The sequence below is a fragment of the Lactobacillus sp. S2-2 genome (assembly GCF_021698855.1).
In the GTDB taxonomy this organism is placed as follows: domain Bacteria; phylum Bacillota; class Bacilli; order Lactobacillales; family Lactobacillaceae; genus Fructilactobacillus.
Map to the genome: position 1 here is coordinate 24,509 of NZ_WWFA01000011.1, position 18,911 is coordinate 43,419.

The window sequence follows — 18,911 nt, forward strand, 5'->3', positions numbered from 1 at the left end:
AATGTCAGACAATAATATTCAATATAGACAACTTAACGGAGTTGTACTGGCGTATTTAGGTGATGCAGTTTATGAACCTTTTGTTAGAAGACATTTAATTGAATTAGGAATGGCAAAGCCTAATCAATTACAAAAACGAGCAACTAAATATGTTTCAGCTAAAGCTCAAGCTGGTTTAATTGAACTAATGGAACAAGAACAAATTTTATCTGATGAAGAAATATATTTTTTTAAACGAGGTCGAAATGCTAAAAGTTACACGCATGCTAAAAATACTAGCGTAGTAACTTATCGAATTTCAACTGGGTTTGAAGCTTTGTTTGGTTTCTTATCAATTAGTGGTCAAGAACAAAGATTATCCGAATTGGCAAAATGGTGTATTAAGCAAGTTGATGATGGGAGAATTCAATATGAAAAATAACGAAACCGATGCTGATTTTATAATTGGTAGACATCCGGTTGTATCTGCTTTAAAAAGTGATCAAAGTATTAATAAACTTTTTTTACAAAATGGAATTAAAAGTGATGATGATACAATTAAAAAAATCGTTAAATTAGCTAAAGAAAGACATTTAGTTATTTCGAATGCTCCTAAACAAAAATTAGATTTAATGAGTGATAATCAAAACCATCAAGGAGTTATTTTATCAATTGCTGCATTTGAGTATGCTGATATTGATGATTTATTTGAGAATGCTAAAGAAAAAAATGAAGCACCTTTTTTTGTTATTTTAGATAATATAGCTGATCCACATAATTTAGGATCAATTATTCGAACGGCTGATGCTGCCGGAGTTCATGGAATAATTATTCCAAAGCATCGTGCAGTTGGATTAACTTCAACAGTGGCAAAAACTTCTGCTGGAGCTATTCAAAGAGTACCAGTTGCTAGGGTAACTAACTTAGTTAATACAGTTAAAGAATTAAAAGATAATGGTGTTTGGATTTTTGGAACTGACATGAATGGATTAGATTATAGAAAATGGGATGCTAATGGAGCAAGTGCAGTTGTTATTGGTAGTGAAGGAAAAGGTATTTCACCGCTACTAAAAAAACAAATGGATGAAATGCTAACAATTCCAATGGTTGGGGATATTCAAAGTTTAAATGCATCAGTGGCTGCTGGACTATTAATTTATCAAGGATTTAATAGTAGGAATCCTCTTTAATGAAAAAAGAATTACTGATTGTTGATGGCTATAATGTAATTGGACAATGGCCACATTTAAATGAATTAAAGTTAGAAAATAAATTAGGTCAAGCTCGTGATGAGTTGTTAAGAGAACTTTCAGAATATCGAAAATTTACAAATAAAGAAATAATTGTTGTATTTGATGCTATGTATGTACCTGGATTAGCTAAGAAGTCCAAAAAATGGAACATGGAAGTCATATGGACAAGTAAAGACGAGACAGCAGATAGTTATATTGAGTCATTAGCAAAACTAAAGCAATCTTTATTAGTTCAAGTAGTGGTTGCAACAAGTGATGAGGCAGAACAATGGACTATTTTTTCTGCTGGAGCACTTAGAATTTCTTCAAGAGAATTATTAGTGGATGTAAACAGAGTAAAAAAAGAAATTAAATATACAACTACAAATTATAATAATAAAAATAAGACTCGTAATAATCCGTTCAATGAAAAGCAAATTTCTGAATTAGAAAAATTAAGAGATGACCTTTTGTGAAGTGTTAATTTTCAATAAAATTAACACTTTTTTTATTTTTATAAATTTATTTATTAAATTTGAATTGAAGAATTATATAGTCTTTTAAAGCGAATGTTAGTTCGATTGATGTTTTCTTTTTGTTTAGATTATATTTATTATTATCAAATTAAAAGGGGAAATAAAATGAGAAGAGATGATTTTGAAGGAAAGAAAAATAGATTAGAAAAAATGATTCAGTTATCAAAAAAAGGTGACGATGTTTATTTTGAAATGTTAATGCAAAAATATCGTCCAATTTTATTAAAGTTTTGGAGTATGTATAATATTGATGGAATGGATTTGAACGATTTTGAACAAGAAGCCGCAATTGTAATGCTGAAAACTTTGGTTAACTTTAAAGAAGATAGAAATATTACATTTGGTGCTTTTTATAAATCAAATTTAAGAAATCATATATTTGATTTACTAAGGAAAATGCAAGCTCAAAAAAGAATTCCAAGTAAGAACATAATATCATTTCAAGAGGTATCACTTTATTTCGAAGAAACAATCATTGATCCTAAAGTAGAAGTAGATGCAAAATTAAAAAATACTGAAATTATTAATGAAGCATTAAGTTTATGTAATTGTCAGGAAAAAGAAGTATTAATGAATGTTCTTACAAAATTAGATGCAGAAATTGATAGTAGTAATGTTAAATACAAATTAACTTTAGGTAAATGTAGAAAGAAATTAAAAACTTGTATACATATATAAATTGACGATTTATAGTTCAAATGATAATATATAAGTTATATGAAGGAGGTGCAACTTTATTATGAAATCTAAAGTTGCATTGGAGTGTTCTAATTGCGGTTCGAGAAATTATAATGTTCCTGCTAATGCTAATTCAAAACAAAGACTAGAAATAAAGAAGTTTTGTAATAAGTGTGGTAAGCAAACTTTACATCGTGCTAATCCATAAGTATAGGAGTTTTATCTAATGAAAAAGTTTATTAATTTTTTAAAGAATACAGTTGCTGAAATGAAAAAAGTTGTTTGGCCAAATGCGCAACAAACAAAAAGAGATACATCTGTAGTTATTGGTATGACAGTATTTTTTGCTGCTTTCCTAGGATTTGTTGATTTTGTATTTCAAAATTTACTATCTAAGTTAGTTTAGTTATAGAAATTGGCTGTTAAATTTGATATAGTTGTTTTAGGCAAGAACTTCGGAAACGAAGTTTTTTTATTTTGATTAAAATAAGGAGATTATTCAATTGGTAGAGACACTAGAAAGACAATGGTATGTTTTACATACTTATTCAGGTTATGAGAATAAAGTAAAAACTAATTTAGATTCTAGAAAAGAATCAATGGGTATGGAAGATTATATTTTTGATGTAATTGTTCCAGAAACTGAAGAATTAGAAGTTAAAAATGATAAAGAAAAAATTGTTAATGAAAAAATTTTCCCTGGATATGTTTTAGTTCAAATGATTATGACAGATCAAGCTTGGTATGTTGTAAGAAATACTCCGGGAGTTACAGGATTTATCGGATCTCACGGTCAAGGTTCAAAACCAACTCCATTATTACCAGAAGAAGTAGATAGTGTTATGGCAGCAATGGGTGTTAAAGAAAAATATAAAGAACTTGATAGTAATGTTGGTGATTCTATCACCATTATTGACGGTGCTTTTAAAGGATTAGTTGGTAAAATTACTGAAATTGATAACGAAAAAGGTAAAGTTAAAGCTGACATAGATATGTTTGGTAGAGAAACAAGTACGGAATTAGATTTTCACCAAGTAAAACCTATTGAACTTTAAAATTTAATTGTAAATTTTTTTATGATATGTTATATTGTCATAGTATGTTGTGAACATGCTAAGTAACATGTGGGAGAAGAAATACTAATCTTCAATTACCACAACACGGACTTAAGGAGGTATGTCTCGTGGCTAAAAAAGTAGCTAATGTTGTTAAATTACAAATCCCAGCGGCAAAAGCAACACCCGCTCCTCCAGTTGGACCTGCATTGGGTCAAGCTGGTATTAATATTATGGGATTCACTAAAGAATTCAACGCACGTACTGCTGATCAAGCAGGTATGTTGATTCCAGTTGTTATTACAGTGTATGAAGATCGTTCATTCGATTTTGTTACTAAGACTCCACCAGCAGCTGTTCTATTGAAAAAAGCAGCAGGTGTTGAACATGGTTCTGGTGAACCTAACACTAAAAAAGTTGCAACTGTAACTAGTGATCAGGTTAAAGAAATCGCCGAAACTAAGATGCAAGACCTAAACGCAGCTGACGTTGAAGCAGCAATGCGCATGGTTGAAGGAACTGCTCGTAGTATGGGATTCACTGTTGAAGGTTAATCGTCTATTATTGAAGTAGTTCTGATGTTTTGTTTAAAAACAAAATATCAAGTGGGAGGAATTTCCGTTATAACCACAATTGCAAGGAGGAAAACAAAATGGCTAAAAGAGGTAAAAAATACCAAGAAGCTGTAAAACAAATTGACAAAGAAAAAAATTATGCAGTTGATGAAGCTGTAGAATTAGTTAAAAAAATTGATTTTGCTAACTTTGACGATTCAGTACAAATCGTATTTAAGTTAGGTGTAGATACTAAACAAGCTGATCAACAATTACGTGGTGCCGTAGTATTACCTAATGGTACTGGTAAGGATCAAACTGTTGTAGTATTTGCTAAAGGTGAAAAAGCTAAAGAAGCTGAAGCTGCTGGTGCAGATGTTGTTGGTGATGAAGATCTTGCTGAACGTATTCAAAATGGTTGGTTAGACTTTGATGTTGCTGTAGCAACTCCTGACATGATGGCACAAGTAGGTAAATTAGGTCGTGTATTAGGACCTAAAGGATTAATGCCTAACCCTAAAACTGGTACAGTTACAATGGATGTAACTAAAGCTGTTAGTGAAGCTAAGTCTGGTAAGGTTACTTACCGTACTGACCGTGATGGTAACGTTGCAGTTGCTATTGGTAAAGCTTCATTTGATGCTGACAAATTAACTGAAAACTTAAAAACTATTTCAGATGTAATTATCAAAAATCGTCCATCAACTGTAAAAGGTAGTTACATTACTAATGTTTCTGTTTCAACTACTTTTGGACCAGGTGTTAAGGTTGATGTTGATTCACTTTAATTAAGAGGTTATAAAAAATCCCTGATTGACTGATACTTTTCAAATATGATAATATTAAGTTAATATGATTCGCCTAAGACTCAGGTGGCTTAATTGCCTTAATCTTCCAGCCTGCCGAGGAGTAAGTTTTTCTTTCCTTATGTTTTAGCGAGCATAGGGATTTTTTATTAAATCCCATAAAAAAATTGGGAGGTGAAATTATGCCAAAAGAAAATGTTATTGCTGCTAAAGCACAATTAGTTGATGACATCGCAGGACGTTTTACTAACTCTGTTTCTGCTATTGTTGTTGATACTCGTGGTTTATCAGTTGCTGAAGATACTGAATTACGTAAGCAATTACGTGATTCTGGCGTAAAACTAAGTGTTATTAAAAACAAATTATTAAGTCGTGCTGCAGACAAAGCAGAACTTTCTGATCTTAAAGATATCTTTGTTGGACCTAGTGCTGTTGCTTTTTCTGAAGAAGATGCAATTGCCCCAGCTAAAATCTTGAAGAAATTTGCTGACGATCATGATGCCGTTGAAATTAAGGGTGGAATTATCGAAGGTAAAGTTGCCTCAATCGATGAAATTAACGTTTACGCTACTCTTCCAAATCGTGAAGAATTACTTTCAAGTCTTGCAAGTGTATTACAAGCTCCTGTACGTAATGTTGCATATGCTGTTAAAGCTGTTGCTGAAAAAACAGAAGAATAAAATTATTATAAATAACTCATAATTATTGGAGGAAAATAAAATGGCTTTTGATAAAGAAAATATTATTGAACAAATTAAAGAAGCTTCAATTACTGACTTAAACGATTTAGTTTCAGCTATTGAAGAAGAATTCGGTGTTAGTGCTGCTGCTCCTGTTGCAGCTGGTGGTGCTGCTGGTGGTGCCGATGCTGGTGCTAAAGACTCATTTGATGTTGAATTAGCTTCATCAGGTGACCAAAAAGTTAAGGCTATCAAAGTAGTTAGAGAAATTACTGGATTAGGTCTTAAAGATGCTAAAGATCTTGTTGATAACGCTCCTTCAATCGTTAAAGAAGGCGTTAGCGAAGACGAAGCTAATGAAATCAAAGAAAAACTTGAAGAAGTTGGCGCAGGCATTAATCTTAAATAATTTTAATGTCAGATTAAAGAGATGTGAAATTCACATCTCTTTTTTTTATAAAAATTAAGGTAGGAGAAAAAACTTTTATGTATAATATTTTTAATAAAACTAAAAATTTTATCAATAAAAACATGAATTTATTAAAAACAATTTTTATTATATTTGTATTATTAATTGTGTCCTCTGAATCATATAAAGTAATTAAAGAAATAAATGGTGGAGAGGTAAAACATGCAATTAATAATTTAGATGTTTTACATATTTTAATCTTAACTATTTTAGGAATTGTTGCTGTCTTACCAATGTTAATTTATGATTTTACAATCGTAAAATTTTTACCTGGTAATTTTAAAAAGAAATATATTTTTAAAAGTGGTTGGATAACTAACACAATTACAAATATTGCTGGATTTGGTGGTTTTTTAGGAGCAAGTTTAAGAGCTAATTTTTATAAGGATAATGCTTCAAAAAAGGAAATTCTTTATGCAATATCTAAAATTGCTCTGTTTTTACTTTCAGGATTATCTACATATTGTTTAGTTTCCTTTATTTTTATGTTTCTTTCAAAGAGTGGAAATGAATTTTCACATTATTGGTATTTATTATTAGGTGGTTCAATATATTTTCCAATTATATTTTTAATAACAAGAATTAGTGATTCTGATTATTTTAAAGACTTAACTATTAAACGTGAATTTACTTTAATAGGAGGATCCTTACTTGAATGGGGATCTTGTGCTTCTTTATTTTTAATAATTGGATATTTTCTTAATTTATCACCAAATTTTTTGATAGTGGTTCCAATCTTTTTTGCTGCTAATGTTTTAGGAGTTGTTTCAATGCTTCCTGGAGGCTTGGGATCATTTGATTTAATGATGTTAACTGCATTAAATAGTATGGGTATTTCGCCTTCTTTAAGTGCTAGTTGGATATTATTATATCGAGTGTTTTATTATATGATTCCATTTTTAATTGGAACAATTTTATATTTAATAGACTTAGTTGGTCATATAAACAATTATTTTGATGGATTACCAAAACTTATTTTGAAGAAAGTATCATTGATTATTACAATTATTTTTATGTATTTTTCTGCAATTATGATGATTTTAATTTCAATTTTTCCTAAATTAGTTTTAGTAAATCCCTTTTATTTGTCATTAGCACCTTATACTGTCTACTTTTTAGGTCAACTAACCAATATTGTGGTTGCATTTCTTTTAATTGGTCTTGCTAGAGGTGTTGCGTCTGGAGTAAAGAAGGCTTTTTGGCCAACAGTAATAGTTTTAATATTTGCGATGATAAATACACTTTGGAAACAGGATTTTCCATTTAAAATAACAATATTTTTAGGAGCTATATTATTATTTCTATTTCTTTCTAAGGATACTTTCTATCGAACAAAGTTAACATATTCTTGGGGTAATTTTTTAATTGATTTAGGAATATTTTTTATATCACTCGTGAGTTATGGACTTGTTGGATTATATTCATTAAATAATCATATCGTTAGTTCTAAAGTGAGAATGATTTTATTATCTGAACATGTCTGGTTGATTGGATTAGTCGGATTTTTACTTGCTATTTTAGTTTTATTTTTAGTTTATATTTATTTATCATCTCAAAAAGTAAATTGGTTTAATTTACCATTCGATGAATTAAGAATAAATTCATTATTAAATAAATTTGGTGGTAATGAAATAAGTCATTTAATTTATTTAAGAGATAAAAAAATTTACTATTATCAAGTTGATACCGAAGATCAATTAATGTTTATGTATGTAAAAAAGGCTAATAAATTAATTATCATGGGAGATCCAATTGGAAATAAAAATTATCTTAATGATGCAATTGATCAATTTATGGAAGATGCTGATTTAATTAATTTAAATTTAGTTTTTTATGAAATTAGTGAAGATTTAACAATGCTATTACATGAAAAAGGATTTGATTTCATTAAAGCTGGTGAAGAAGGATATGTTCAATTAAATGACTTCTCTTTATCAGGTAAGAAAAGACGTGGTGAAAGAGCTTTAATGAATAAATTTGAAAGAGAAGGATATACATTTGATGTTTTAAATCCACCTTTTGAATTAAATTTAATTAATGATTTAAAAGAAATTTCTAATCAATGGTTATCAGGAAAAAAAGAAAAAGGTTTCTCATTAGGTTTTTTTGATCAATATTATCTAGAAAGGTCATCAATTGCGGTAATTAAAGATGAAAATCAAAGAATTGTGGCTTTTGCTAATATTATGCCAAGTAATAATCAAATTATGACATAAATTGATTTAATGAGATCAGGAATTGATGCTCCATCTGGAATTATGGATTTAATGTTTATTAATTTATTTAAATATAATCAAAAGAATAATTATCAATTATTTAATCTTGGAATGGCACCATTTTCAAATGTTGGTAAATCAAAGTTTAGTTTTGTGAATGAAAAGGTAGTAAATCTTATTTATAAATATGGTGATGCTTTTTATAATTTTAAGGGACTACGATTATACAAAGAAAAATATGTTAATCATTGGTCTTCTAAATATTTTGTTTATCGAAAAAATAATTCATTGATTTTTACCATGTTACAATTATTATCTGTTGTTAATAAAAAGAGAAAATAAAAAAAGGAATTAATTATCTGGAAAATACAGATAATTAATTCCTTTTTAATTAAAACCATTTTTTATAATCATTATCATCCATTGCCTCAACATTACCAAGTCGATATCCATTACCAACTTGAGAGAAGAAATCATGGTTAGCAGTAGAAGTTGAAATACCATTCATAACAATTGGGTTAACATCTTCAGCAGTATCTGGGAACATTGGTTCTTGTCCAAGATTCATTAATGCTTTATTAGCATTGTATCTAATAAAAGTTAATACTTCTTCAGTTAGACCAACTTTATCATATAAAAGATGAGTATATTTTTCTTCATTTGAATATAAATCGTACATGAAGTTATACATCCAATCTTTCAAATCATTTTGTTTATTTTCACTTAATTGATTAAATTCAATTTGGAATTTGTAACCAATGTAAGTACCATGAACGGATTCGTCTCGAATAATTAGTTTAATAATTTCTGCAACATTAGCTAGCTTGTTATTTCCTAAATACCAAAGAGGGGTAAAAAATCCTGAATAAAATAAGAAGGTTTCTAAAAATACACTAGAAATTTTCTTTTTTAATGGGTTTGAATCATCATGATATAATTCATAAATTCTTTTGGTTTTATTTTGAAGATATTCTTCGCTATCACTCCAATCAAAGATATCATCGATTTCTTCAGGAGTATTTAAAGTAGAAAAAATTGATGAATAACTTTTAGCGTGGACTGATTCCATAAATTGAATATTATTAAGAACTGCAATTTCGTGAGGAGTGATTGCATCTTTTTTTAGAGCAGCCATTCCATCTTGTGATTGAAGAGTATCCAGTAAAGTTAGACCACCAAAAACATGACCAACTAACCATTGACGATCTTCATCTAACTCACGCCAGTCTTTTAAATCATTTGAAAGAGGAATTCTTGTATCAAGCCAAAATTGTTCAGTTAATTTTTCCCATGTTGCCTTATCAATTTCATCATTGATTTCATTCCAATTAATTGCTTCATAATTATTTTGTTGTTCCATAACTTCCTCCTTAAAAAATTAAATTACACAACTTTCACATTGATTTGCGCCAACTTCTTCTTGATCATCGGTAAACGTTCTAACGTAATAAATTGATTTAATTCCTTTTTTGAAGGCGTAATTTCTAAGAATTGTTAAATCACGAGTTGACATTTTTTCTGATCGTCCATCTTTCCAATCATAAATTCCTTCTGGGATTGTAGAACGCATAAATAAGGTTAAACTCATTCCTTGGTCAACATGTTGTTGAGCTGCCGCATACACATCAATCACTTTTCTCATATCGATGTCATAAGCTGATTCATAATATGGCATTGTATCATTTGATAAGTATGGAGCAGGGTAAAAGATATTTCCAATATTTGATTCTTGACGATCTTCAATTTTGTTAATGATAGGGTGAAGACTTGCAGTAGTATCGTTAATGTAAGCAGTAGATCCATTAGGTGCAACTGCTAAACGATTTTGATGATATAAACCATCTTTCATAACTGATGATTTTAAATCTTCCCAGTCTTGTTTAGATGGGATAAAAACACCTTTGAAAAGATCTGATACTTTTTGTGATTTTGGTTGCCATTCTTGATTAGTATATTGATCAAAATATGATCCATCGGCATATTTACTGTTTTCAAAATTGTAAAAAGTAGTTTTCTTTTCACGAGCAATATCATTAGAAACTTTTAAAGTCCAGTAGTTTAATAATAGGAAATAAAGACTGGTAAATTCAATTGATTCTTTAGAGCCATAGTACATATGATTTTTAGCAAAGTATGCATGTAGACCCATAGCACCTAAACCAATTGTATGAGCTAAATCATTCCCTTTTTTAATTGAAGGAACAACATCAATACTTGAGTTTTCAGTTACAAAAGTTAAGGCTCTAGTCATGGTATCAACTGATTTACCAAAATCAGGTGAAGCCATTAAATTAGTAACATTTGTTGAACCTAAATTACATGAAATATCAGTTCCTAATTCATCATATCCTTGAACATCATTAACAACTGAAGGCTTTTGTACTTGAAGTACTTCTGAACAAAGGTTACTCATTACGATTTTTCCTTCAATTGGATTATTACGATTAGCAGTATCAATATTAACAATGTATGGATATCCAGACTCTTGTTGTAATTTTCCAATTTCAGTTTCTAGTTCTCTTGCTTTAATAACTGTCTTTTTGATATTTGGGTTTTTAACTAAATTATCATATTCTTCGGTTATATCAACATAAGAGAAGGGTGTATTATATTCTCTTTCAACATCATAAGGACTAAATAAGTACATATCATCATTTTTTTCAGCTAATTCATAAAATTTGTCAGGAACAGTAATTCCTAATGATAATGTTTTAAGACGAACCTTTTCATCAGCGTTTTCTTTTTTAGCACCTAAAAATTGAATAATATCTGGATGGAAAACATTAAGATAAACTACTCCAGCACCTTGTCTTTGTCCTAACTGATTAGAATAAGAAAAACTATCTTCGAGTAATTTCATAACTGGTAGTACACCACTAGCAGCGCCTTCAATATGCTTAATTGGATCTCCAGCTCCTCGAAGGTTAGAAAGGTTAATTCCAACTCCACCACCAATTCTAGATAATTGAAGCGCTGAGTTAATAGTTCTACCAATTGTGTTCATATTATCCGTAGTTTGAATTAGAAAACATGAAACAAATTCACCACGTCTTTTACGACCAGCATTTAAGAAAGTAGGAGTAGCAGGTTGAAATCTACGGTTAATGATTTCATCAGCAAGGTTTAAGGCTAATTTTTCATCTCCATCAGCTAGATAAAGTGCATTCATTGCAGCTCTATCAATGTAATTTTCAATATAATACTCATTATCATCAGTCTTTAATGCATATTGAGCATAAAATTTATATGCAGCCATAAATGAATTAAAATGAAAATCTTGTTCTTTTAAATAGTTATAAATTTTTTCAATAAATGAAAAATTATATTTATTTATAAAATCTTCTTCAAGATAGTCATTTTTTAAAAGATAATCAAATTTATCTTTTAAACTATCAAATTTTAATGTATTTGGAATTACATTTTCTTTTATGAAGGCATCAAGGGCTTCTTGATCTTTATCTAATTGAATTTGTCCATCAATTGGAATATTAACTTGATTATTTAAAGCATAATAGCTTACTTTTTTGTCATCTTTTAAAGACATGAAATTCCCTACTTTCTAAATTCTTAATTAAGTATTTCTGTTTATTAATATCTTGATTTAATATTATGTATTATAATATTAAGGTTAAATAAAAAAAGAATTAGCCAACTAATTCTTTTAATGCATCTGGTCTAAAATTACTGAATTGAGGTTGTCCATCAACTTCAACAACTGGAAGTGAAAGGAATCCATTTTCTTTTAGAAATGAAACATATTCAGGATTTGAAGTTGTATCTTTTTCTTCGAATTCAACGTTTTTTTCGGTTAAAAATCTTTTAGTCATCTTGCATTGCATGCAATTTTCTTTAGTGTAAACAGCTATTTTTGGCATTACTTTTCATCTCCTAATCTCTAGTACATTTATCAATTGTACACTCAAAAAAATAAAATTCAACATAATAAAACACTATATATTGTGTTTTGCGTAAAATGTTTCACAACATATAGTGTTGATTTATTTATAAGAAAGTAGGTAATAAATTGAGCGACTTTTATTATACAACAAATCCGAATTCAAAACATGATGAGAAACAAATTAATTTTGATATTTTTAATCATAAGTTTTTTTTTACTACAGATAATGGTGTTTTTTCTAAACGAACAATTGATTTTGGTTCAAGTTTATTAATTAAAAATGTAGATTTAGTTAATTTACCTGAAGGTCCAATTTTAGATTTAGGGTGTGGATATGGACCGGTTGGAATAATTTTGGGACATGAATTTCCAAATCGATATTTTCATATGACTGATGTAAATAATCGTGCCTTAGAATTAGCTAATAAAAATTCTAAATTAAATAATGTAGAAAATGTAACAATTTATAATTCTAGTGTATATGATTCAATTGATAATAAATTTGCAGGAATAATTACTAATCCACCAGTTAGAGCTGGTAAAAAAATTGTTAGTGAAATGATTGGTAATGCATATGATTATTTATTAGATAATGGATTTTTATTTGTAGTATTACAAAAAAAGCAAGGAGCTCCTTCTGCTCAAAAATTAATGTTAGAAAAATTTGGTAATGCAGAAATCGTAAAAAAGGATAAAGGTTATTATATTTTAAAAAGTAAAAAAATAGGTGAATAATGATGAATTATGATTCTTATTATATGAGAGAAGCTCTAAAAGAGGCTAAAAAAGCTGCAACAATTGGTGAAATTCCAATTGGAGCAGTTGTGGTAAAAGATAACCAAATAATTGGCAGAGGACATAATTTTCGTGAGCATTCAAATATTGCTATGCAACATGCAGAAATTAATGCAATTGAACAAGCTAATATTAATCAAAAAAGTTGGAGACTTATAGATTGTACTATGTATGTTACGATTGAACCTTGCGTAATGTGTGCCGGCGCAATTTTAAACTCAAGAATTAAAAGAGTAGTTTACGGAGCAGAAAATAAAAAAGCCGGTAGCATTAATAGTTTGTATCAATTATTATCTGATTCAAGACAAAATCATCAAGTTGAAGTTACCAACGGAATTGAGTTTGAGGAAGCAAGTAAAATAATGAAAGAATTTTTTAAAAATAAACGAAAGTCTTAACTAGACATTTTAAAATAAATACGATATTATAGTAGATGCCGTAAGGCCTTGAAGCAAGTTCATCCTATGAATCGTGTCAGGTTCGAGAGAAAGCAGCACTAAGTAGATTTTGGACTGTGCTTCTTGTTATTAGAATATAAACTCTTAATCAAAATTTTGGTTAAGAGATTTTTTTTAATTAATAGAAATAATAAAAAGTGCAGTTTATAATATGAATTAATTAATAATTTAAGTGAGGTTTTGAAAATGAGTTATCAAGCATTATATCGTGTGTGGCGACCAACTACATTTGATGAGTTAGTTGGTCAAAAAGTAATAACACAAACATTGAAAAATTCTTTGATAACAAATCAAATAAGTCATGCATATTTATTTACTGGGCCTAGAGGAACTGGGAAAACTTCAGCAGCTAAAATATTTTCTAAAGCTGTAAATTGTCCCAATTTAAAAGATGGTGAACCTTGTAACGAATGTGAAATTTGTCAATCAGTTAATCAGGGATCATTAAATGATGTAATTGAAATTGATGCAGCTTCCAATAATGGGGTTGAAGAAATAAGGAATATTAGAGATAAGGCGAAGTATGCACCAAGTATTGCTAAATATAAGGTTTATATTATTGATGAAGTGCATATGTTATCAACAGGGGCTTTTAATGCTTTATTAAAGACTTTAGAAGAACCTCCAGCACATGTTATTTTTATTTTGGCAACAACCGAACCTCATAAAATTCCAGCCACAATTATATCTAGAACACAAAGATTCGATTTTAAAAGGATTAAAGCAGTCGAAATCTTAAATCGAATGAAATTTATTTTAGATGATAAAAAGATTGATTATGAAGAAGACGCTCTAAAAATAATTGCTAAGAATGCAGAAGGTGGAATGCGTGATGCACTTAGTATTTTAGATCAGGTCATTTCTTATGATGGAAATAATTTAACTTATGAAAGTGCATTGCAAGTTACAGGAACGGTTACTAAAAATAAACTAGCTGATTATTTAAAATTAGTGTTTGAAGGAAATATTAAAGAAGCACTAGCAATTAATAGTTCGATTTTAGACGATGGGAAAGATCCTAATCGTTTTATTGAAGACTTAATTAACTATTGCCAAGCAATTCTTTTATTTAAACAAAATCCTGCTGCAGTTAATGAAAGTGAACTAGGATTAATTGATCAAAATTTTGAAAATATTACAAAAATAGTAAGTAATGAAGAAATTTATGATTGTATTGAAATCTTAAATTCAATTCAACAACAAATGAGATTTTCTGATAATCTAGATGTTTATTTAGATATTGCGACTGTTAAGTTAGGAAAATTAAAAGAAAATACATCAGTAGATAATATGGGACAAAATACTGAGTATTTAGAAAATCAAATTGAATCATTGAAGAAACAAGTTAGTGATTTATCTCATCAAATATCTGAAAAAAGTCAACCAATTGTAAATACAGAAACACATAAAAATGATAAAACAAGTGTAAAAAAAGCAACAGTAAAAGTTAATTTAACTAAAATTAATGACGTATTAAAAGAAGCAAAAAAAGCTGACTTGATTAATTATAAAAATATTTGGGATGAGTTATTACAGTCTTTATCAGTTACGCAAAGAGCAATAATGCATTCGTCTAGTCCAGTTGCAGCAAGTGAAAAAGGTGTTGTAGTTTCATTTGATTATGGATTTTTATTTCAAAAAGCTGATGATGATGATGAATTAAGAATTGCTTTAGAGAATGGATTAGATCGAATCCTAAATTTTGTTCCACAAATTGCTTTTGTACCAAATGATGATTGGCCAAAAATTAGAAAAGATTATTTAAATAAAAATAAAGAAAATATTTCTAATTCAAATGAAAATAGTGAAGATTTAAATAAAGATGATGATGAAGTTACAAAAAAAGCCCATGATTTATTTGGCGATGATATAATTAATGTTAAAGATGATTAAAAAGGAGATAATTAATAATGATGAACGGTATGAACATGGGAAAAATGATGAAACAAGCAAAACAAATGCAAAAGGATATGCAAGAAGCACAAGAATCATTGAATCAAAAAGAATTTAAAGGATTTGCTCCAGAAGAGTTAGTTAGCGTTGTATTTTCTGGTGATCAAAAGATGAAAGATATGCAAGTAAAACCGGAAGCAATTGATCCAGATGATCCTGATATGCTTTCTGATTTAGTTATTAGTGCAGTTAATGATGCACTCTCAAAATTAAGTGATGAAAAAGAAAAAACTTTAGGCAAATATACTAATGGGATGAATATTCCTGGAATGTAAGAAGGGATTTTATGTTTTATCCAGAACCACTTTTAAAATTAATTGATAGCTATATGAAATTACCAGGAATTGGTAAAAAAACAGCGACAAGATTAGCTTTTTATACTGTTGATATGGAAAAAGATGATGTAAAACAATTTTCCAATGCTCTGATTTCTACTAAAGATGATTTAAGATATTGTTCAATTTGTGGAAACTTGAGTGAGGACGATGTTTGTGAGATTTGTAAAGATAAAAGTAGAAATCAATCACAAGTTTTAGTATTAGAACAGTCTAAAGATATTATGATTATGGAGCGAATGAAAGATTACAATGGACTTTATCATGTTTTACATGGAGTCTTATCACCAATTGAAGGTAAAGGACCAGAAGATATAAATATTAGTTCTTTAATTAAAAGACTTCAGGAAAATAAATCAATTAATGAAGTGATTATTGCAACTAATGCAAGCCCAGAAGGCGAAGCTACGGCAATGTATCTCTCTAAATTAATTAAGCCATCAGGAATTAAAGTGACTCGTTTGGCACATGGACTTTCAGTCGGTAGTGATATTGAATATGCTGATGAAATGACACTATTTAAAGCAGTTGAAGGACGAACTGAAATGTGAGGTAGCTTATGTTTGGGAAAAAAAGTGAAAAATTAAAGTTACAGTATGATGAAGAAATTTTAGAAATAATTGATGATTTTAAGTTGAAGTGGAACCAGGCAATTCAAACTGAAGAAGCAGTTTATGAATTTAATGAATCGGTTCATGTTCCTACTTTAATTGCTAAAAGAAAATATTTATTTATGTATAAACAGGCTAGAAAAAGAAACGTTAAAAGTAACCAAATACAAAGTTCTATTTATGATTATTAAAGTTCATCAAAAGATGAGCTTTTTTATTTGTGCTAAATAGACATAAAAGTTAACTTAAAGTACAATTGAGTAAGAAAATATTAATAGGGATGATTTCTATGCAAGGTAAATTTGTTACTTTTGAAGGCACTGATGGTGCTGGTAAGACAACGGTTTTAAATAAAGTAATTGAGCACTTAAAGGATGAATTAGATGATCGTTTAACTGTTACAAGAGAACCCGGTGGGAATCGAATATCTGAAGAAATTAGAAGTATAATTCTTGAAAAAGATAATACAGAAATGGATCCAAGAACTGAGGCATTATTATATGCTGCAGCTAGAAGACAGCATATGATTGAAACAGTTTGGCCAGCTCTAGATAAAGGTGATCTAGTTTTATGTGATCGATATGTTGATAGTTCAATTGCATATCAAGGTGAAGGTAGACAAATTGGATATAATAGTGTTTTAAAAATGAATCAATTTGCTATTGAAAATAAAATGCCCGATTTAACAATTTATTTTGATATTCCAGTAGAAACTGGATTAAGTAGAATTAATAAATATCGTGATAATGATGAAATTAATCGATTGGATTTAGAAAATATGCAATTTTATCAAAGAGTACATGATGCTTATGATAAAATTGAGAATGAATTCAGTCAAAGAATTGTTAAAGTAGATGCAACTAAGTCGATTGATGAAGTTGTTAAAGATGTTTTATCAATTTTAAATGATAGAATAATAACTAAATATTATTAGGAGGAGAAAGTTATGAAGTTAATCGTCGCAATTGTTCAAGATAAGGATGCAGCAAAGTTACAATCTGAGTTTATCAAAAATAAAATTCAAGCAACTCGTTTATCAACAAAAGGTGGATTTTTAAAAGCTAAAAATGTCACTTATTTAATTGGAACAGAAGATGAAAAGGTTGATAATGTCCTTGATGTTATTAAGGAAACATCTCAAACTAGAAAACAATATATGACACCTCCAGTAAGTTTAGCTGGTAGTATCAGTGAAACATCATATCCTGTCGAAGTACAGGTTGGTGGTGCTACTGTTATGGTATTACCTATGGATTCATTCCATCATTTTTAAAATGATTAATAAAAAGGAACTAGATATTAAAGATAATTTTTTTAATGAAGTTTATAAAAAGCAACCAGAAGTGTCTAAGCATTTTGTTAAGTTAATCAATAATGATCAACTAACACATGCGTATTTATTTGATGGATTAGCAGGTTCTGGGAAATTGTACGTTGCTAAATTAATTGCAATGACACTATTTTGTGAAAATAAGCAACAAAGTTATCCATGTGGCATATGTGATAATTGTTCCAGAATAATTTCTGATCAGCATCCAGATGTAATAATGATTTCACCAGAAAATCAGACAATCAAGGTTGATCAAGTTCGTTTTTTGAAACAAGAATTTTCTAAAAGTGGGTTAGAAGGTTCAAAAAAGATATTTATTATTAATGAAGCTGAAAAGATGACTAATAGTTCTTTTAATAGTCTCTTAAAATTCATTGAAGAACCAACTGGAAATATAACCTCAATATTATTGACTGAACATAAAAACTTAATTTTACCTACAATTCTTTCAAGAACACAAATTGTAGAATTTCATCAAAATAATTATGATGATTTAGATGAATATTTGAAAAAATATTCAGTGAATAATGAAATAGTTCATTTAGTAAAGAAACTAACCAATAATGTTCAAATTGCTAATTTAATGCTTGAAGATAATTGGTTAATGGAAATTAAAAGTAAACTAGAAAACTGGTTTTATTTGATGAATAATAATAAAGATAAGTCGTTTATTATTATTCAATCTGAAATAATGCCATTGGCAAAGAGTCGAGATCAACAAGAAATTATAATTAAGTTATTTTCTATGTTATATCAAGATGTTTTTAATGTTCATTTTAAAAAATATAATGAAAATGATTTAACTTTTCAAAATATATGTGAACAAATAAAAAAAATGTCTAATACTTTAAGTGATCAAAAAGTATTAGATATTTTAAGTGTAATTTTAAATGATATGAAAAAAATCAAACATAATCTTTCATTTCAAAATTTACTTGAAATGATAAATTTAAAAATAATATCAATTATGGATAATAACTGAAATGTAGGGGATTTAACTTGAAGAAAAAAGATTTGATTGATGAATTAAATGATTTAGAATCAAAATTTTCATTAATGAATGATCGACTAACAACAGTTAAAGATACTATTTCTGAACTGTTAGAAGAAAATTCTGAATTAAAGATTGAAAATGACCATCTACGCGAATTATTACCAAAAAACCAAATAAAAAATGATGATTATGAATTATCTTTTTCAAAGAAAAATTTAGAAAAATTATATACTGAAGGGTTTCATGTATGTAATCAATTTTATGGTAAAAGAAGACAAAATGACGAGAGCTGTATGTTTTGTACAGATATTATATATGGCGAAAGATAGGAT

Annotated in this window: 24 protein-coding genes, 1 other RNA gene, 1 pseudogene and 1 other annotated feature; of the genes and pseudogenes, 23 read left to right on the forward strand and 3 right to left on the reverse strand. The window is 28.6% G+C overall.

The window, feature by feature from the left end; translation table 11 throughout:
• The first annotated feature begins 1 nt into the window (after nucleotide 1).
• From GSH19_RS05740 to mprF, 12 genes and pseudogenes are all read left to right on the forward strand, one after another.
• Nucleotides 2-421 (forward strand): Mini-ribonuclease 3, encoded by a 420-nt coding sequence (locus GSH19_RS05740; protein ID WP_237027148.1) that lies wholly within the window; start codon nucleotides 2-4, stop codon nucleotides 419-421.
• Nucleotides 411-1,169, forward strand: coding sequence for a 23S rRNA (guanosine(2251)-2'-O)-methyltransferase RlmB (gene rlmB, locus GSH19_RS05745; protein ID WP_237027149.1), 759 nt, complete (start codon nucleotides 411-413; stop codon nucleotides 1,167-1,169). Before GSH19_RS05740 ends, rlmB begins: the two co-directional genes overlap by 11 nt.
• Nucleotides 1,169-1,687 carry an NYN domain-containing protein gene (locus tag GSH19_RS05750; protein ID WP_237027150.1) on the forward strand — a complete coding sequence of 173 codons (519 nt, stop codon included), beginning with the start codon at nucleotides 1,169-1,171 and terminating at the stop codon, nucleotides 1,685-1,687. Before rlmB ends, GSH19_RS05750 begins: the two co-directional genes overlap by 1 nt.
• Before the next feature lie 165 nt (nucleotides 1,688-1,852).
• Nucleotides 1,853-2,425 carry a sigma factor gene (locus GSH19_RS05755; protein WP_237027151.1) on the forward strand — a complete coding sequence of 191 codons (573 nt, stop codon included), beginning with the start codon at nucleotides 1,853-1,855 and terminating at the stop codon, nucleotides 2,423-2,425.
• A gap of 61 nt (nucleotides 2,426-2,486) precedes the next feature.
• Nucleotides 2,487-2,633 (forward strand): 50S ribosomal protein L33, encoded by a 147-nt coding sequence (rpmG, locus tag GSH19_RS05760; RefSeq protein ID WP_237027152.1) that lies wholly within the window; start codon nucleotides 2,487-2,489, stop codon nucleotides 2,631-2,633.
• Nucleotides 2,634-2,651: 18 nt separating this feature from the next.
• Complete coding sequence (gene secE / locus GSH19_RS05765; RefSeq protein ID WP_237027153.1) at nucleotides 2,652-2,831, forward strand: preprotein translocase subunit SecE; 180 nt, start codon at nucleotides 2,652-2,654, stop codon at nucleotides 2,829-2,831.
• Nucleotides 2,832-2,928: 97 nt separating this feature from the next.
• Nucleotides 2,929-3,480 (forward strand): transcription termination/antitermination protein NusG, encoded by a 552-nt coding sequence (gene nusG, locus GSH19_RS05770; protein WP_237027154.1) that lies wholly within the window; start codon nucleotides 2,929-2,931, stop codon nucleotides 3,478-3,480.
• A 128-nt stretch (nucleotides 3,481-3,608) separates the two neighbouring features.
• Nucleotides 3,609-4,034: a 50S ribosomal protein L11 gene (gene rplK / locus GSH19_RS05775; protein WP_237027155.1), complete on the forward strand. Its 426-nt coding sequence runs from the start codon at nucleotides 3,609-3,611 to the stop codon at nucleotides 4,032-4,034.
• Between the two features lie 98 nt (nucleotides 4,035-4,132).
• Nucleotides 4,133-4,822 (forward strand): 50S ribosomal protein L1, encoded by a 690-nt coding sequence (gene rplA, locus GSH19_RS05780; protein WP_237027156.1) that lies wholly within the window; start codon nucleotides 4,133-4,135, stop codon nucleotides 4,820-4,822.
• A 54-nt stretch (nucleotides 4,823-4,876) separates the two neighbouring features.
• Nucleotides 4,877-4,997 (forward strand) — a sequence feature (ribosomal protein L10 leader region).
• A gap of 25 nt (nucleotides 4,998-5,022) precedes the next feature.
• Nucleotides 5,023-5,520 carry a 50S ribosomal protein L10 gene (rplJ, locus tag GSH19_RS05785; RefSeq protein ID WP_237027157.1) on the forward strand — a complete coding sequence of 166 codons (498 nt, stop codon included), beginning with the start codon at nucleotides 5,023-5,025 and terminating at the stop codon, nucleotides 5,518-5,520.
• A gap of 40 nt (nucleotides 5,521-5,560) precedes the next feature.
• Nucleotides 5,561-5,929, forward strand: coding sequence for a 50S ribosomal protein L7/L12 (gene rplL, locus GSH19_RS05790; protein ID WP_237027158.1), 369 nt, complete (start codon nucleotides 5,561-5,563; stop codon nucleotides 5,927-5,929).
• 122 nt (nucleotides 5,930-6,051) lie between these two features.
• Nucleotides 6,052-8,547 (forward strand): annotated as a pseudogene (gene mprF / locus GSH19_RS05795) (bifunctional lysylphosphatidylglycerol flippase/synthetase MprF).
• A gap of 49 nt (nucleotides 8,548-8,596) precedes the next feature.
• Here the strand turns inward: mprF and nrdF are convergent.
• The 3 genes from nrdF to nrdH form a co-directional block, all read right to left on the reverse strand.
• Nucleotides 8,597-9,565, reverse strand: a complete 969-nt coding sequence (nrdF, locus tag GSH19_RS05800) for a class 1b ribonucleoside-diphosphate reductase subunit beta (RefSeq protein ID WP_237027159.1) — start codon at nucleotides 9,563-9,565, stop codon at nucleotides 8,597-8,599.
• An 18-nt stretch (nucleotides 9,566-9,583) separates the two neighbouring features.
• A complete protein-coding gene (gene nrdE / locus GSH19_RS05805) occupies nucleotides 9,584-11,749 on the reverse strand; it encodes a class 1b ribonucleoside-diphosphate reductase subunit alpha (protein ID WP_237027160.1) in 2,166 nt (721 codons plus the stop codon).
• A gap of 100 nt (nucleotides 11,750-11,849) precedes the next feature.
• On the reverse strand, nucleotides 11,850-12,080 hold the full coding sequence (gene nrdH, locus GSH19_RS05810) for a glutaredoxin-like protein NrdH (RefSeq protein WP_237027161.1): 231 nt from the start codon (nucleotides 12,078-12,080) through the stop codon (nucleotides 11,850-11,852).
• Nucleotides 12,081-12,229: 149 nt separating this feature from the next.
• Here nrdH and GSH19_RS05815 point away from each other — a divergent pair, with 149 nt between their 5' ends.
• The 11 genes from GSH19_RS05815 to GSH19_RS05865 all read left to right on the forward strand — a co-directional run bounded on the left by GSH19_RS05815 (nucleotide 12,230) and on the right by GSH19_RS05865 (nucleotide 18,908).
• Nucleotides 12,230-12,838, forward strand: coding sequence for a class I SAM-dependent methyltransferase (locus tag GSH19_RS05815; protein ID WP_237027162.1), 609 nt, complete (start codon nucleotides 12,230-12,232; stop codon nucleotides 12,836-12,838).
• On the forward strand, nucleotides 12,838-13,296 hold the full coding sequence (gene tadA, locus GSH19_RS05820; RefSeq protein WP_237027163.1) for a tRNA adenosine(34) deaminase TadA: 459 nt from the start codon (nucleotides 12,838-12,840) through the stop codon (nucleotides 13,294-13,296). The genes GSH19_RS05815 and tadA overlap by 1 nt, the downstream gene beginning before the upstream one ends.
• A gap of 45 nt (nucleotides 13,297-13,341) precedes the next feature.
• Nucleotides 13,342-13,427: signal recognition particle sRNA small type (ffs, locus tag GSH19_RS05825), an RNA gene on the forward strand.
• Nucleotides 13,428-13,542: 115 nt separating this feature from the next.
• Nucleotides 13,543-15,249 carry a DNA polymerase III subunit gamma/tau gene (gene dnaX / locus GSH19_RS05830; protein ID WP_237027164.1) on the forward strand — a complete coding sequence of 569 codons (1,707 nt, stop codon included), beginning with the start codon at nucleotides 13,543-13,545 and terminating at the stop codon, nucleotides 15,247-15,249.
• Between the two features lie 17 nt (nucleotides 15,250-15,266).
• Nucleotides 15,267-15,584, forward strand: coding sequence for a YbaB/EbfC family nucleoid-associated protein (locus GSH19_RS05835; protein WP_237027165.1), 318 nt, complete (start codon nucleotides 15,267-15,269; stop codon nucleotides 15,582-15,584).
• 11 nt (nucleotides 15,585-15,595) lie between these two features.
• Nucleotides 15,596-16,195, forward strand: coding sequence for a recombination mediator RecR (gene recR / locus GSH19_RS05840; protein WP_237027166.1), 600 nt, complete (start codon nucleotides 15,596-15,598; stop codon nucleotides 16,193-16,195).
• Between the two features lie 8 nt (nucleotides 16,196-16,203).
• A complete protein-coding gene (locus tag GSH19_RS05845) occupies nucleotides 16,204-16,446 on the forward strand; it encodes a YaaL family protein (RefSeq protein WP_237027167.1) in 243 nt (80 codons plus the stop codon).
• Between the two features lie 98 nt (nucleotides 16,447-16,544).
• Nucleotides 16,545-17,189 carry a dTMP kinase gene (tmk, locus tag GSH19_RS05850; RefSeq protein ID WP_237027333.1) on the forward strand — a complete coding sequence of 215 codons (645 nt, stop codon included), beginning with the start codon at nucleotides 16,545-16,547 and terminating at the stop codon, nucleotides 17,187-17,189.
• Between the two features lie 12 nt (nucleotides 17,190-17,201).
• Nucleotides 17,202-17,528, forward strand: coding sequence for a cyclic-di-AMP receptor (locus GSH19_RS05855; RefSeq protein WP_237027168.1), 327 nt, complete (start codon nucleotides 17,202-17,204; stop codon nucleotides 17,526-17,528).
• A gap of 1 nt (nucleotide 17,529) precedes the next feature.
• A complete protein-coding gene (gene holB, locus GSH19_RS05860; RefSeq protein WP_237027169.1) occupies nucleotides 17,530-18,567 on the forward strand; it encodes a DNA polymerase III subunit delta' in 1,038 nt (345 codons plus the stop codon).
• 17 nt (nucleotides 18,568-18,584) lie between these two features.
• Nucleotides 18,585-18,908 (forward strand): DNA replication initiation control protein YabA, encoded by a 324-nt coding sequence (locus GSH19_RS05865; RefSeq protein WP_255700265.1) that lies wholly within the window; start codon nucleotides 18,585-18,587, stop codon nucleotides 18,906-18,908.
• The last annotated feature ends 3 nt before the right edge of the window (nucleotides 18,909-18,911 follow it).

Excerpts from the sequence above, each read along its gene's own strand:
- GSH19_RS05845 (WP_237027167.1), top strand. The coding sequence starts at position 16,204 with ATGTTTGGGAAAAAAAGTGAAAAATTAAAGTTACAGTATGATGAAGAA.
- GSH19_RS05755 (WP_237027151.1), top strand. The coding sequence starts at position 1,853 with ATGAGAAGAGATGATTTTGAAGGAAAGAAAAATAGATTAGAAAAAATG.
- rplJ (WP_237027157.1), top strand. The coding sequence starts at position 5,023 with ATGCCAAAAGAAAATGTTATTGCTGCTAAAGCACAATTAGTTGATGAC.
- GSH19_RS05740 (WP_237027148.1), top strand. The coding sequence starts at position 2 with ATGTCAGACAATAATATTCAATATAGACAACTTAACGGAGTTGTACTG.
- GSH19_RS05750 (WP_237027150.1), top strand. The coding sequence starts at position 1,169 with ATGAAAAAAGAATTACTGATTGTTGATGGCTATAATGTAATTGGACAA.
- rpmG (WP_237027152.1), top strand. The coding sequence starts at position 2,487 with ATGAAATCTAAAGTTGCATTGGAGTGTTCTAATTGCGGTTCGAGAAAT.
- secE (WP_237027153.1), top strand. The coding sequence starts at position 2,652 with ATGAAAAAGTTTATTAATTTTTTAAAGAATACAGTTGCTGAAATGAAA.
- rlmB (WP_237027149.1), top strand. The coding sequence starts at position 411 with ATGAAAAATAACGAAACCGATGCTGATTTTATAATTGGTAGACATCCG.
- nrdE (WP_237027160.1), bottom strand. The coding sequence starts at position 11,749 with ATGTCTTTAAAAGATGACAAAAAAGTAAGCTATTATGCTTTAAATAAT.
- nrdF (WP_237027159.1), bottom strand. The coding sequence starts at position 9,565 with ATGGAACAACAAAATAATTATGAAGCAATTAATTGGAATGAAATCAAT.
- GSH19_RS05855 (WP_237027168.1), top strand. The coding sequence starts at position 17,202 with ATGAAGTTAATCGTCGCAATTGTTCAAGATAAGGATGCAGCAAAGTTA.
- rplA (WP_237027156.1), top strand. The coding sequence starts at position 4,133 with ATGGCTAAAAGAGGTAAAAAATACCAAGAAGCTGTAAAACAAATTGAC.
- tadA (WP_237027163.1), top strand. The coding sequence starts at position 12,838 with ATGATGAATTATGATTCTTATTATATGAGAGAAGCTCTAAAAGAGGCT.
- dnaX (WP_237027164.1), top strand. The coding sequence starts at position 13,543 with ATGAGTTATCAAGCATTATATCGTGTGTGGCGACCAACTACATTTGAT.
- rplL (WP_237027158.1), top strand. The coding sequence starts at position 5,561 with ATGGCTTTTGATAAAGAAAATATTATTGAACAAATTAAAGAAGCTTCA.
- holB (WP_237027169.1), top strand. The coding sequence starts at position 17,530 with ATGATTAATAAAAAGGAACTAGATATTAAAGATAATTTTTTTAATGAA.
- tmk (WP_237027333.1), top strand. The coding sequence starts at position 16,545 with ATGCAAGGTAAATTTGTTACTTTTGAAGGCACTGATGGTGCTGGTAAG.
- nrdH (WP_237027161.1), bottom strand. The coding sequence starts at position 12,080 with ATGCCAAAAATAGCTGTTTACACTAAAGAAAATTGCATGCAATGCAAG.
- GSH19_RS05835 (WP_237027165.1), top strand. The coding sequence starts at position 15,267 with ATGATGAACGGTATGAACATGGGAAAAATGATGAAACAAGCAAAACAA.
- recR (WP_237027166.1), top strand. The coding sequence starts at position 15,596 with ATGTTTTATCCAGAACCACTTTTAAAATTAATTGATAGCTATATGAAA.